Origin of the sequence: uncultured Aliiroseovarius sp. (genome assembly GCF_947497285.1) — a bacterium.
Classification (GTDB): Bacteria; Pseudomonadota; Alphaproteobacteria; order Rhodobacterales; family Rhodobacteraceae; genus Aliiroseovarius.
Genome location: NZ_CANMFT010000006.1, coordinates 86,372 through 100,441 on the forward strand (window position 1 = coordinate 86,372; position 14,070 = coordinate 100,441).

Here is a 14,070-nt window from a genome sequence, read left to right on the forward strand (position 1 = left end):
AAAGTCAGCCTTATTTGGCCAGCCAAGCTTCGAACTTAGCGTTCAGATCGTCGCGGTTATCAGCCCACCATTCATAGTCATAGACATGAACGTTGCCTGAGTTCGCAGGGTCGGTCGGCATGTGCGGCGCCATATCGATCCCCAGTTCGGCGTGTTTTCCGACCAAAGGTGCGGACGACATACGGGCCGGACCATACGAGATGTATTTCGCCTGATCAGCCAGACGCTGCGTGTCGGTTGCGAACTTCAGGAAGTCCATCACACGCGCCTTGCGGTCAGCGGGCAGGCCCGCGGGCACAACCCAACCGTCAAGGTCGAACGATTGCATATCCCACAGCATTCCGATCGGCTGGTTTTGCTCGGCAATGGCCGAGAACAGACGACCGTTGAAGGTCGAGCCGAAGACAACTTCGCCATCTGCCAGCAGCTGAGGCGTTTCAGCACCAGCGGTCCACCAGACAACCTGATCTTTGATCGTGTCCAGTTTGGCAAGGGCTTGGTTCACGCCCTCGTCGGTGCCCAGAACGTCATAGATCGCGTCTTTGGCAACGCCATCACAGTGCAGCGCCCATTCCACGTTGTCGATCGGACGTTTCTGCAACGCGCGTTTGCCCGGGTATTTTTCCAGATCAAAGATGTCGCAAACCGAGGTCGGCGGAGTGTCACCCACCATATCGGTGCGATATCCGAACGTGGTCGAGTAAACGATCTGTGGGATAAAGCAATCCGATACAAGAAGGTCACCGAAATCTTCCGAAGCCTTGGTGCCATCGGGCGCGTCAGCCAAGTCGGCGTCGTGATCGATTTCTTCGACAAGACCCTCGTCGCACAGACGCATGGTGTCCGAAATGGTGGCGTCGACCAGATCCCAGGTTACGTTCCCGGCTTCGTTCATCGCGCGCAGTTTGGCCACGGCTTCTGCCGAGCTTTCATCCCACGTCACGCTGACCTCGGGGTGCATTTCCAGATAGGGTTCGACATAGGCCTTCAGCTGGCTGGCTTGGTAGGCCCCACCCCAGGAAACGAGGGTCATCTCGTTGGCCATATCCTCTGCCGACACCGCACCAGCGGTCGCGGTCAGGGCCGAACTGGCCAAAAGGATTTTTACAAGTTTCATACGTTATTCTCCCTAGTTGTCCCGTTTGGTTGATTGGGTTCGCATGAACGGGCACAAAGCGAACCTCTGGCTGTCATGTCCGGGGTCTTTTGAACCCCGGCGCATTCAGTATCAGGCGTCAAGCGCGCGACAGTCGGTCGGCAGCCAGCCGATCTCGATCTGTTGACCAGGTTGCAAGCGGTCCTGGTCCGGCGCATTACGGGTCTTGATGATGAAATCTTCATTTCCCGCCACACGCAGGCGCGTGCGGAAGATGTCGCCCATGTAAATGAACTCAAGCACTTCGGCTTTCAGGGTGTGAACACCCTTCTGCAAGCGCTCTTTGTTGTATTCAACGCGCTCTGGCCGGATCGAGACTTGCGTGCGCTCTCCGACTTTGCTGACGTTGATCGGCGTCGCGTCCAAAATCTCTCCGTCGTCAAGTTGCACGATGCAGGTTTCACCTTTGATCTCGGTCACAACACCCTCGAGCGTGTTGTTTTCACCGATAAACTGCGCAACAAAGCTGTTTTCCGGCCGCTCATAAAGTTGATCCGGTGGCGCAAGCTGCTGGATACGCCCATCGTCGAACACGGCGACATTGTCGGACATTGTCAGCGCTTCGGTCTGGTCATGGGTCACATAAACGGTGGTGATCCCCAGCTCATGCGCCAAGTGGGTGATTTCGAACTGCATTTGCTCGCGCAGCTGCTTGTCCAGCGCGCCCAGTGGTTCGTCCATCAAGACAAGCTCGGGTTCAAACACCAGCGCGCGTGACAGTGCGATCCGCTGCTGCTGACCGCCAGACAATTGTGCCGGACGGCGACCGCCGAAATCGCCCATCTGGACCATGTCGAGCGCGCGTTTGACCTTGGCCTCGCGTTCGGATTTTCCGATCTTGCGCACTTCCAGCGGGAAGGACAGGTTTTCAGCAACCGTCATGTGAGGGAAAAGCGCGTAGTTTTGAAAAACCATCCCGATGCCGCGCTTGTGGGGTGGGATGTTGTTGATGGGCTGTCCGCCAAGGCGGATATCGCCATGCGTCGCGGTTTCAAAACCAGCCAGCATCATCAAACACGTTGTCTTACCAGACCCTGACGGCCCAAGCATTGTGAGGAATTCGCCCTTGGCTACTGAGAGGTTCAGGTCTTTAACGACCAGTGTTTCCCCATCATAGCTTTTCTGGACACGATCAAAAACGACGAAGCCGTCGTTGGAAGCTGTATCAGCCAAGTGACCCCCCTGGTCTATGTTTTTTTGTTTTTTGTCGACGCCTAGCCAACACGAACCCCGAAAGGATTTCAACAGGGAATATTTAGAGCGCCGCGAAAGTTTACCTCGCAGCGCCCTCAGTCTTCACAACAATCCTACAAGAATTTTGCAAGTATGCGACTTATCGGCATATTTTTGCGTCATGCTTTCACGATATTGTGCTGGGGCCCGTAGGGGAAGCCAGTAATATTTTCGGCACCCGTTTCGCCAATAACAAGAATGTCGTGCTCTCGATAGCCACCCGCACCGGGGGTGCCTTCGGGCAGGAACAGCATCGGCTCCATCGACACGACCATTCCCGGCTCTAGCACAGTGTCGATATCTTCACGCAGTTCCAAACCGGCTTCGCGGCCATAGTAGTGCGACAGCACACCGAAAGAATGGCCGTAGCCGAAAGACCGATATTGCAGCAAGTTCTCGGATTCGAAAAACCTGTTGATCTCGGCGGTGATGCCCGAGCAGGTCGCACCGGGTTTAATCAGTGAAATCCCCAGCTCATGTGCGGCGACATTCGCTTCCCAGATGCGCAGGCTTTCCTTGTCTGGCTCGCCAATGAACAGCGTGCGCTCCAACGCGGTGTAGTAGCCCGAGATCATCGGGAAGGTGTTCAGCGACAGGATGTCACCGTTCTCCAGCTTGCGGGTCGTCACCGGGTTGTGTGCGCCGTCGGTGTTGATGCCCGACTGGAACCACACCCAGCTGTCACGAATTTCGCTGTTTGGATGGGCACGCGCGATTTCTTCTTCCATCGCGTCGCGACCGGCCATGGCGATATCAATCTCGCGCGCACCGACGCGGATCGCATCACGGATTGCGGCCCCGCCATGGTCCGCGATCCGTGCACCTTCGCGGATCAGGGCGATTTCTTCTGCGGACTTCACCATGCGTGCCTGCATCGTGTCAGGGGCAATGTCTGCAAACGTGGCATTGGGCAGGAAATCTTCGGCCAGCGCGCGCTGTGCCAAGGTGAGGTGATCACCTTCGATGCCGATTGAACGGGCGTTGCCCACCAGTTCTTTCACGGCGCGCCAGTAGTTATTGCGCTCCCAATCGGTGTAGATGACGTTGTCGCCGAAGCTGCGGCGCCAGGGCTGACCTGCGTCGATGTTGGCCGACACCGTGGTGCAGCGATCCGCCGTGACAACGCAGCCATACGTCCGGCCAAACGAACAATAGAGGAAGCCAGAGTAGTAAGCGATATTGTGCATCGACGTGAACAGGACCGCTTCGACTCCCCGATCGGCCATGATTTTGCGCAGGGTCGCCAAGCGGCGTTCGTATTCCGCGTTCGAAAATGGCAGCGGGGCTTTCTCGCCGTTTTCACAGACAAAGAATTGAGGGCGTGACATGTTTCGTGTCTCCACTTTCCGAGGCCGGAAAACATGCGTCCGGCCAACCAAACTCCCCGGCGTGCAGGGTGGTTGATCTCCGGACCTTGCGCGGGCACATGCCCCACGCAATGGCAGCGACGCCATCGCTGCGGATGGACGAAAACATTTCTGATCAGAGCTGTTCTGTCAATAGTCTCGTGATCAGGCCATCAACAGGCTCTGCCCGGCTGGTCAAAGCTGTGTGCGGTCGACCACCAGCACACCGTCGCCGACCCGATCACCGGGGTGGGTGACGACCTGCTCACCTTCTGACAGCCCGGACGCCACTTCGGCGACATCGCTGTTGCGGTGACCAATCTCGACATTGCGCAAAACGGCGTGGTCGTCCTCAATCACGAAAACCGCCCAGCTTTCGCCATCCCGAAACAGCGCAGACAGCGGCACACGAACCCCCTCGCCTTGCCACTCAACGATGCGAAGGAAGGTGCGAAACCCATGTCCCAGCGATGGGCGCGCGGCCTGATCGGACACCAGATCAAGGATGACACGCACGCGTTGTTCTTCAATGCCCAGAGCCGACAGCTTGGTGAACCCAGCGGGTTCAATGACGCGCACCTGGGCCTTTAGATCACCCGCCCCGCCCCACCGTTCCACATAGGCAGCGGCACCGGGGACAAGCCGAACCGCGTCGGTCGACAGGATTTCAGCCACGATCTCCAAATCATCGGTTTCCCCAATGGACAGGATCGGCGCCCCGGGAAGCACGGGCCGCGCGCTGGTGCTTGCTACACTTAGAACCGTGCCGGACACGGGGGCCGCCAGTTCGACGCAACACGCCTCGCTGGCGGCGGCTGCGTCAGCCCGTGCGCTGGGTTCAATCAATGTCGCCTGCTGCGCTGCAAGCTCTGCCAGCCGCATTTCCAGCGCCGCATGGGCGCTGTCCAGTTGCGCCACCGCCACATCGACACCCAGTTCCGCGTCGTCAAGTTGTGCCTTTGGGATCGTGCCACGCGCATGCAGGTCATGTAGCCGGTTCAGGATGGTTTGTGCATGGGCCAGATCCGCCTCCGAGATGGCGATCTGCGCCTGCGCGACAGCCACCGCCGCCTTGGCCTGTGCCACAGCCGCTTCGGCTTGCGCGCGCGTGCGGTCGTCAAGAAATGCCGGATCACCGGGGGCGATGCGCGCCACGATGGTTTCGCCAGCGATCACTGTGTCCCCAATGGTCACCGGACTGCGTGCCAGCTGCCCAGAAACGGGTGCGGACATCTCGTAGACATCGCGCACGCGGGTCTGGCCTTCAGCGTTGACCGTGACCTCGATCGGGCCGGCGGTAATGGTGTGGATATCAACCGGCACGGGTTCGGGCTTGGCCGCCAGATAGGCAAACCCCGCAAGCACCACCACAGCAGCACCGGCCAGCATCGTTTTGCGCGTGTTCCAGCTCATCGGGTTACTCCCTTGTCTTCATTACGGCGACCAGGTTCATCCGGTCGATCCGCCGACGCACAATCAGCGCCGAAACTACAGAGGCCCCGGCAACAACGCCAGCCGCCCAAAGATATGTCCCGCGCGATACCACCAACGGGATCGCATAAAGGTCGCTGTCGAAGCTGGCCACCATCGCGCCCGCAAGCAGCCGCCCGATGACCAGCCCAAGAGGAATGGCCGCAGCGGTCAGCAAGAAAAGCTCGCCCAGAAGAACATAGCTGACTTCGCCCCGCGTAAAGCCCAGAATGCGCAGGCTTGCCAGTTCGCGAGCGCGTTCTGACAATTGGATGCGCGCAGAGTTATACACCACCCCAATGGCAATCAATGCCGCCAGAAACGAGTTGATGGTCGTGGACATGCCCGCGTTCTGTGCAATCGTATCTACAAATGACTTACGCACCTGCTCCAGCAGGGTCAGCCCGGCAATGGCGGGGGCGCCCTTGATGGCGGCAAACAACGCCTCTTCTTGTGCGGCATCCACCAGCAGGTTGGCATGTGTCACCTGGACCGGTCGATCGATCAATCGGGCCATTGTCTCCACGTTCATATAGGCGCCAAGCCCGAAATACTGGCCCGCAAAGCCCGTCACGACAAGGTCGTGTCGGCTGTCAGGCAGTGACAGGAACTCGACCTCCAACCGGTCACCGATGCCAACCTCCAGATGGTCGGCCAACCGGCGCGCCAGCACGATCCCATGAGCGGGGCGCACGACCGCTCCGGTTTCAAGGTCAAGCACCCGCGAAAGCGTGTGGTCCGGGCGGCGGCCTTCGACGGCGATGCGTCGGGTCAGATGGCCATTGGTCAGGCGGGCGGGCATGGTCCAGACCCCCTCTGCGGCAAGAACGCCCGGTAGGTTTCCAACATCCTGTAGAACCGTTTCAGGCCGTGTCAGCGCGAATTGCAGGATCGCATCTTGCCGGTTGATCTGCACAAAGCTGACATCAAGCAATTCATCCATTGCATCGAACATGAACAGCGCTGCAATCATGACCGAAGCCGAGGTCGCGATGCCCAGCGTCGTCAGCGCCGCACGCACCGGCCAGCGGCCAATGGCGCGCAGGATCATCATCGTGGTCTGACGTGGCTCCAGCCAGGAAATCAGGCGGTCAAACACACCGCGCCGAAACCGCGTCGGTGCAGGCGGCGCCATCGCCACCGCGGGGCTTAGCCCGACCACGCGGCGCACGGCACCGAGCGCCCCAAGCCCCGCCGCCGCGAACCCCGCCACTGCGGATATCGCGTAGACCGAGGGGTATTGGACGAAGACCAGATAGGGAAAGTCAAAGAAAGTCGCATAGAGCACCGCCATGCCCCGACCGGCCCAAAGCCCAAACCCCCATCCGATCACCACGCCGACAAACCCGATCAGCAGCGCCAGCTTGATGTAATGCCAACTGATTTCGGCTTTTTGGTAGCCAAGCGCCTTCAACAGCCCGATCTGTTCGCGCTCCAGCGTAATCAGGCGGCTCAGCACCATGTTCACAAGGAACGCTGAAATCACGAGAAAGATCGGCGGAATAACTTCGGCCATCATGCTGAGCTGCTTGAGCTCTCCGTCCAGAAACGCGTTGGAGGTCTGATCTTTGCGCAGGTAGGCACCGGTGCCGCCATAGGGTTTCAATACAGCGTCCAATGCGTCTGTCACCGCGTCCGGATCCGCCCCGCGCGAAAACCCGACCGACACGGAATTGAAGGCGCCCGTCAGGTTGAACGCCGCGCCCAGAACATCCTCGGCCATCCACAAAATGCCGAAGCGCCGGTCATCGGGCATGATCGAATTCGGACCGATCGTGTAGATGAATTCAGGACTGAGTGCGGTGCCAGTGATCGACAAACTGCGCTTTTGACCGTTTAACGTCACCTGAAACTGGTCACCCGGTTCGAACCCGTGCGCTTGCGCAAAGTTTTGGTTCACCAGAACCTCTCCGCGCGCGCCCGGCTCGGGCATGCGCCCCTTGGTGACCGAGGGAATATTCATACCGGGTCGACCACTGTCGGGGAGGGACAAAACCTGCCCCACCGCGGGTTCTGTCATGCCTTCAACATCAAGGATCGCGAAGTTCGAAATTCGCGTTTGCACCCGCGCCACGCCGGGAATGGCCGCAATATCTTCAGCAAGCGCGTCCGGCGCGCGCGAGGCGCTGGCGAAAAGATCACCAAACCGATTGCGTTCGTAATAGGTGTCACGGGTTTCGCGCAGGCTGCGTTCGACCCCGTTTGACATGACCATGATCATCACGCCAACAGACAAAACCGCAGCAATGGCAAGGCTTTGCGCCCAGAGCCGCCGAATGTCGCGGAGAAGTTTTTTGTCCAGAACCCGCATCGCTACCACTCGATCTGCGACGGATCTATTCGATGATCGTTCACCCGTATTTCAGAGATATCGCCATCGGCAAAGAACACCACCCGATGCGCCATCGCCTGAATGCCGGCGTTGTGGGTGATCACCATCGTCGAGGTGCCAAGATCGATATTGATCTTTTCCAGCGCTTCAAGGACCTGAACCCCGGTTTTGCTATCCAAAGCACCGGTCGGTTCGTCGCACAGCAACACCTCGGGTCGTTTGGCGATGGCGCGTGCAATGGCGACACGTTGCTGTTCGCCGCCCGACATTTCGGCCGGAAAATGGTCCATCCGATGTGCCAGACCAACACGTTCCAATGCTTCTTCAGGGGTCATCGGGTGCGCGGCGACTTCGGTCACCAAGGCAACGTTTTCGCGCGCTGTCAGCGATGGAACGAGGTTATAGAACTGGAAGACGAAGCCGACGTGATCGCGGCGATAACGCGTCAGGTCGCGGTCCGACATCGACGTAAGCTCCTGCCCCTTGAACCACGCGCGACCTGATGTCGCCGTATCAAGCCCACCAAGGATGTTGAGCAATGTGGATTTCCCGGACCCCGAAGCGCCCAAAAGCACGGTGAACTCGCCCGCCGGAATTTCAGCGGTCACGCCACGCAAGGCATGCACTTTGACCGCCTCGGTCTGGTAGGTCTTGGTCAATGCCTCCATCCGATAGATCGGAGCCGCAGCATCGGTGGTTTTCTCGGCGCTCTTCATGGCTTGGCGCTCCGCTGACCCGCGGCGCATTGTGCACCGCGACGTCTTCTGTTCAGATGTCATCCTATCAGACCTGATGTTCAACCCCCAACAGGCCCGATGGGCTGGAAAAAAGGTCGCATGATGGCAAACGACGAGGCGCAGCTATCGCTGTTGGATCAGGCGAAAACCGCGGCTTCGTCGTGATCAATGCGCACAACAGCCAGATTGCCCGTCTTGTAGGCGCCCGTGTCAACAGCGATCCGTCCGTCGTTGACCGTGACTTCCGGCACGATGGTATGGCCGTGAACCACCCAACGCCCATCGCGCCGGACGCTGGACAGAAAATCGGCATGTCCCCAGACCAATGTGTTGCGGTCCTGTGCATCCATGCGCCGTGACGGGTCTGCACCTGCGTGCACCACGCTGACGTTTCCGCTGTACCATTGAACCGGCAGCGCGCGTATCCAGTCCACCAGATCATCGCCCATCGCCTTCAGCAACAGGTCGCGCGTTTGGGTCACTTGCGCGCCAACCAGATTGCCGCGCGCGGTGTCGACGCCAAAGCTCTTCAGCGTTTCAACACCCCCGTTGCCAAACCAGACCCGCCCAAAGGTGAGCGGATCATCCAGAAAGCTCAGCATCATGTCCTCGTGATTGCCACACAGGCAAATCACATCACGAAAGGATTGTTCCTGATAAGCACGCAACTGTTTGAGCACGCCCGCACTGTCCGGGCCACGATCCACATAGTCCCCGACGAAGACGATCGGGGTTCGGGCGTCATGGGCGCGGCCATCGACCCACTGCAAGACATCCTTAAGCAAGGCAGCCTGTCCATGAAGATCGCCAACCACGAAGAACGGTCGGTCCGGCTGCAGCTCTGCATCGAACTGGGGTGGCTCTTCCTTGGCCCAGCGCTGTGTCAGTCGCTTCAAAAGGCTCATGGTCTTATCACCGGCTGGCCCGCGCAATCACGTCGCGCGCGCAGGCTGCAAGGTCTTCTGTTCGCGCGGCGGTCCAGGTCGGATCGACGAGGAAGCAAAGGCTGGTGTCGCCCAGCTCGCGGGCGACCGGAAGCGCGGCTGCGGGGCCCAGGCCGTATCGCGCAAACGTCCCTTCGCGATACATCTCGCTGCAACTGCCCGAAAACGCTGGAAAGCCAGCCGCGTTGATTTCAGCAATGATACGGTCGCGGTCCCAGTCGGGGGCAAAGACCTCGGGCCGGACAAACGCATAGTAACGATAATAGGCGTGTGTCATGCCCTGCGGCGGCCGTGGCGCGCGAATGGCATCAAGCGGGGCCAGTGACGCCTCAAGAATGGCGGCATTGGCGGCCCGATGGGCGCGCCATGCGTCCAGCTTGCGAAGTTGCACCCGCCCGATCGCGGCAGAGGGTCCCGTCATCCGGAGGTTGGTGCCCGGCCCGGCCGAATGCAGCCAACGAAAACCCGGAGGGTGGTCGGTATTGAACACTGTATCATAGTCCTTGCCATGGTCTTTGAAGCTCCAGGCCTTGGCCCATAACGCGTCCTCGTCCGTGATCAACATCCCGCCTTCACCGCCGGTGCTCATGATCTTGTCCTGACAGAAAGAAAACGACCCAAAGGTGCCCATCGTGCCGACCTTCCGGTCGCCAATCATCGCCCCATGCGCCTGTGCGCAATCTTCGATGACCCACAGGTCGTGGGCCTCTGCCAAGGACATGATCGCGCTCATGTCGCACGGCCAACCGCCAAGATGGACCGGGATGATCCCCTTGGTCCGGTCGGTGATCAAGGGGGCAATGGTGTCCGCAGTTATGTTCTGGCTGTCGCGGTCAACATCGGCAAAAACCGGCACCCCGCCCAGCAACATGACCGAACTGGCCGAGGCGATAAAGCTGCGCGGCGTCACGATTACTTCGTCCCCCGGTTCAAGCCCAAGCACGCGCAACGCCGCATCCAGCGTCACCGTCCCGTTCGCCATCGCGATGGCATGGGCCGCACCGGTATAGGCGCGAAACTCGTCTTCAAAGGCATGCACATCCGGGCCAGTCCAGGCATTGACCTTGCCCGAGCGCAGCACCTCGGTCACCGCGGCAATCTGTTCGTCGTCAAAAACGGGCCAGCTGGCCATGATCGCGTTCCTTTCCCAGCTTAGATGACGTTGCGCACAAGGACGAAACCCTCGGCGGCAGCCCGGTGCACCGTTGCCCCGCGCAAGGTTGCAAGCGCACGAAGGGTTTCGACAGACCGTTCATGCGGCGGACCCTTGACCTGACTTTTGAACAAACAGAAAGCCGCAAGCTTGGTTTCAAGATGGTCGGTAATGTCGACAAAGACATTCGGCACGAAAGGGGGCGTCAGGTAAGGTGCGTTCCAGTTTGTTTCCGAAACGGTTTCATACGCCATGATCGTGGCGGGATAGTCATGCTGATGCGGACGACTGGCGACCAACGTGGACAAAAAGCTAAGCTGATGGTCCAAATGAATGTCACCCGGATGCGGGGCAAAGATCAGGCTGGGCGCCAGATCGGCCACAAGCTTGCCCAGACCGGCATTCAATGCTCCGTGGGGGTGTTCGGCCAGTTCAGCGGCCGGAAAATCAAGCCAGTGCGTCTGGGTGATCCCCAAATGGCCATGGGCGGCTTCTGCCTCGGCCTGAACCGTCGCGATCTGGGCCGCGTCAAAGCGGGGCGGTTGCCCACGGGTCACGATGGCCACATGCACCTCGCGCCCTTCATGCGCCAGCCGAGCAATGGTGCCGCCTACGCCCAGAACCTCGTCATCGGGGTGTGGCGCGACAATCAGCACCGGGGCGGTCGGGTCGCCCCCGAACGAAGAAACCTTGGTCATGTCGTTACCCTTCCCAGACAAGTATGCAGTTTGGGCGGGGCCTCGGCGCCGCTCCAATCCAGAATATCAATGCAGACGCCATCACCGCAAGCGACCGTAAACTGCCGCCCCTCAATCGCCTGAACCTGCCCCGGCATGCCGATAAAGTAGCCCTCACGCGGCGTATAGCGAACACCGGTCAACACCAGCTTGGTTCCATCTGTCGTCGTAGTGAACGCGCCTGGATAGGGCGGCCCGACGGCGCGGATCAGCCGGTGAATGTCACGCGCCGGGGCCGACCAGTCGATCCGCCCATCCTCTGGCCGGCGCAAGGCGCAGGTCGTGGCGCCTGTTTCGTCCTGCGGCACGCGCGGCACGTCGCCCGTCGCAATGCGGGTGAGAAGCTTGGGCAGCATGTCGACCAGCGCCTCAAGGTGTCGGTCGTAAAGCTCGCGCACAGTGATCGTGTCCGGGTCGATGGTAAACTGTGCCTTGGCCGCGATGGGACCGGTGTCAGCGCCTTCGCCCAACCAGAACAGCGACGCCCCCACATCGCGTTCGCCCAGCAAGATCGTCCACGGCACGACAGCGCGCCCACGCAGCTTGGGCAAATCCGAAGGGTGAAACCCGACGCATCCCAGCTTTGGCACCGCGCGGAAGGTTGCCCCGCAAAGCTGCGACCATCCGATCACCAGCACCAGATCAGGATCTGTGGCGGCAATCGCTGCGATGGTCTCTGGCGCATCGCTTTTGCGCGTGTAGTGCACCGGGGTGCCATACCGCTCCGCAACCGGAGCGAGATCAGCGAAATCCGAATGGCGATGCGCCAATTCAGGCGGCAAAGTTACCACCAGCTTGGGCAGATGCCCTGCCTCACAGATGGCTGACAGCGCGGCCAATGATCCTTCGACGGCTCCGACAAAAACGGTGTTCATGACTGTGCCTCGGTCTTGTTCTGCGTCGGTTGGGTCGCCAGCCACGCGGCGGCGCGTTCCAGCCGGTCCATGCGCCGGCGTTCTCCGAACACGGCGACACCGACGGTTTCAGCGAGGATGTTCAGGTCAAGCCGGGTCGAGCGGTGCGCCACATACCACAAGTCCAGTTGCAGCTTCTCGTTGTCGCTTAGGGCGGTGTTGCCGCTGACCTGCGACCAGCCGGTCAGACCGGGGCGCACCGATCCGCGCAGTTTGCCAGCCGGACCAAAGTCTTCGATTGTGCGGGGCAACAAGGGGCGCGGTCCGACCAGCGCCATTCGCCCACGCAGGATGATGAACAACTGCGGCAATTCGTCAAACCGCGTGCGCCGCAATAGCTTGGTCAGAGGTGTCAGCCGCTCGGCATCCGGCAACCAGACACCATCGGCATCACGGGCGTCGGTCAATGTCCGAAATTTCACCACCTGAAATGGCACGCCGTTCCGACCCGAGCGTTCCTGGTGGAACATCACAGGTCGCCCAAGCGCCACAAACACCACCAGATAAGTCAGTAAAAACAGAGGCACAGCCACGACAAGCGCGACCAGGCAAATCAACAATTCCAATCTTCTGTCCATGAAAACCCATCAAACAGTGAAGGCGCGTGTGGAATAGCGATACTCCACTTTTTCGCGACAATAATCCAACCAAGAATGCATTGTTTAGAACTTCGAAACCGAGCCGCGAAATAGCGGGCCAATACACCAGAAAACCACGCCCCTACATGCACATACATCAAGTTTCGACCTTGCCAGACATTCCCAATCCATGCAACCTTCCCGGCATGAAGGTTATTCACGTCGTCACCACTACAAATGTGGGTGGCGCCCAGATTATGTTGCAACGCTATTTATCGGCACTTGGTGAAAATGCGGCTTCGCATTCGGTGATTTCGCTGGTCCCCTCGGGCCCTATCGCGCCAGACATTGAGGCGCTTGGTGTTCAGGTTGCAGATCTCGGGCTCAGCCCCGGTCGGGTCACTCCGGCGGCGCTTTGGCGTTTGCGTCGCCTGTTGCGCGATGCAAAGCCCGACATCGTGCATGGATGGATGTATCACGGATGCCTCGCGGCGTGGGCAGGTCTGATCGGCAACCGCCGAAAGGATGGTCCGGCGCTGGTCTGGGGTGTGCACCACTCGCTTCAGGACATTGCCAACGAGAAACGTTCGACCCGATGGGTGGTGCGGCTGATGGCAGCGATGTCGAAGCGGGTCGATCTGATCACTTACTGCTCGGGTGTGTCGCAAGACCAGCACGAGGCGATCGGCTTTTGTAAAGACAATGTCGACCTGATCCCCAATGCGGTCGACACCGAAGTCTTCAAACCCGACCCCGACGCCCGTGCCCGCCTTGGCGCGATCTGCAAAATCCCGGACGGGCGGCTGATTGTCGGTAATGTGGCACGTGGCCACCCGATGAAAGACCACGTTTCCATGGTGCGGGCCACAGCCATGCTGATCGAGATGGGGCACGACGTGCAGGCCGTTTTGGTCGGCGAAGGCCTAAGCGACAGCCCCGCCGTCCAAACCGCAAGCGAGCTTGGCATCCGCGACCGCGTCACCGCACTTGAGACCCGATCCGACGTGCATTCGATCGTGCCGGGCTTTGACATCTTCCTACTCTCCTCGGCCTGGGGCGAGGCATTTCCACTTGCAGTTGCCGAAGCCATGGCCGCGGGTGTGCCGTGTGTGGTCACGGATGTCGGGGATTGTGCGCTGTTGGTTGGCGACACGGGTCGGGTTGTCGCCCCTGCCGCACCGCAAGAGCAGGCGAAAGCCGTCGCGTCCCTGATAGATGCGGGGCAAGCGGCGCGCAATGAACTGGGCCAACGCGCCCGCGCCCGCGTCTCGGAACATTTTTCGGCCCCACGCTATGTCGACCGCCACGATGCAGCCTATGCCCGCGCGCTGAACCGGGCGACCGGGAAAGGCGCAGACGAAACCCAATTCGGACAAGCCTCGCAAGATAAATTGGCACATTCGCCATCCACGCAAAAAGTTTCCCCAAATCGTGGGGATCGCCGCTATTAATGCTTTGACCGGTGTGACA

At 59.9% G+C, this 14,070-nt stretch carries 12 protein-coding genes; 1 reads left to right on the forward strand and 11 read right to left on the reverse strand.

All coding sequences use genetic code 11. The features are described 5' to 3' along the window. Positions 1 to 10: 10 nt before the first annotated feature. The 11 genes from Q0864_RS11825 to Q0864_RS11875 all read right to left on the reverse strand — a co-directional run bounded on the left by Q0864_RS11825 (position 11) and on the right by Q0864_RS11875 (position 12,600). Positions 11 to 1,117, reverse strand: a complete 1,107-nt coding sequence (locus Q0864_RS11825; protein ID WP_298569738.1) for an extracellular solute-binding protein — start codon at positions 1,115 to 1,117, stop codon at positions 11 to 13. Between the two features lie 111 nt (positions 1,118 to 1,228). Beyond that, positions 1,229 to 2,329: an ABC transporter ATP-binding protein gene (locus Q0864_RS11830; protein ID WP_298569740.1), complete on the reverse strand. Its 1,101-nt coding sequence runs from the start codon at positions 2,327 to 2,329 to the stop codon at positions 1,229 to 1,231. 179 nt (positions 2,330 to 2,508) lie between these two features. Then, positions 2,509 to 3,717, reverse strand: coding sequence for an aminopeptidase P family protein (locus Q0864_RS11835; RefSeq protein ID WP_298569744.1), 1,209 nt, complete (start codon positions 3,715 to 3,717; stop codon positions 2,509 to 2,511). 213 nt (positions 3,718 to 3,930) lie between these two features. Then, positions 3,931 to 5,148, reverse strand: coding sequence for an HlyD family efflux transporter periplasmic adaptor subunit (locus Q0864_RS11840; protein WP_298569747.1), 1,218 nt, complete (start codon positions 5,146 to 5,148; stop codon positions 3,931 to 3,933). Positions 5,149 to 5,152: 4 nt separating this feature from the next. After that, positions 5,153 to 7,516, reverse strand: coding sequence for an ABC transporter permease (locus Q0864_RS11845; protein ID WP_298569750.1), 2,364 nt, complete (start codon positions 7,514 to 7,516; stop codon positions 5,153 to 5,155). Positions 7,517 to 7,518: 2 nt separating this feature from the next. After that, positions 7,519 to 8,253 carry an ABC transporter ATP-binding protein gene (locus Q0864_RS11850; protein ID WP_298569753.1) on the reverse strand — a complete coding sequence of 245 codons (735 nt, stop codon included), beginning with the start codon at positions 8,251 to 8,253 and terminating at the stop codon, positions 7,519 to 7,521. A 158-nt stretch (positions 8,254 to 8,411) separates the two neighbouring features. Further along, positions 8,412 to 9,179, reverse strand: a complete 768-nt coding sequence (locus tag Q0864_RS11855) for a metallophosphoesterase family protein (protein ID WP_298569756.1) — start codon at positions 9,177 to 9,179, stop codon at positions 8,412 to 8,414. Positions 9,180 to 9,186: 7 nt separating this feature from the next. Beyond that, positions 9,187 to 10,350 carry a DegT/DnrJ/EryC1/StrS aminotransferase family protein gene (locus tag Q0864_RS11860; protein ID WP_298569759.1) on the reverse strand — a complete coding sequence of 388 codons (1,164 nt, stop codon included), beginning with the start codon at positions 10,348 to 10,350 and terminating at the stop codon, positions 9,187 to 9,189. A 20-nt stretch (positions 10,351 to 10,370) separates the two neighbouring features. Beyond that, positions 10,371 to 11,069 carry a PIG-L deacetylase family protein gene (locus Q0864_RS11865; protein ID WP_298569761.1) on the reverse strand — a complete coding sequence of 233 codons (699 nt, stop codon included), beginning with the start codon at positions 11,067 to 11,069 and terminating at the stop codon, positions 10,371 to 10,373. Next, a complete protein-coding gene (locus Q0864_RS11870; protein WP_298569772.1) occupies positions 11,066 to 11,983 on the reverse strand; it encodes a methionyl-tRNA formyltransferase in 918 nt (305 codons plus the stop codon). The genes Q0864_RS11865 and Q0864_RS11870 overlap by 4 nt, the downstream gene beginning before the upstream one ends. Further along, on the reverse strand, positions 11,980 to 12,600 hold the full coding sequence (locus Q0864_RS11875; RefSeq protein ID WP_298569786.1) for a sugar transferase: 621 nt from the start codon (positions 12,598 to 12,600) through the stop codon (positions 11,980 to 11,982). Before Q0864_RS11875 ends, Q0864_RS11870 begins: the two co-directional genes overlap by 4 nt. A 146-nt stretch (positions 12,601 to 12,746) precedes the next feature. Here Q0864_RS11875 and Q0864_RS11880 point away from each other — a divergent pair, with 146 nt between their 5' ends. Continuing rightward, positions 12,747 to 14,051, forward strand: a complete 1,305-nt coding sequence (locus Q0864_RS11880) for a glycosyltransferase (protein WP_298569789.1) — start codon at positions 12,747 to 12,749, stop codon at positions 14,049 to 14,051. Positions 14,052 to 14,070 lie beyond the last annotated feature (19 nt).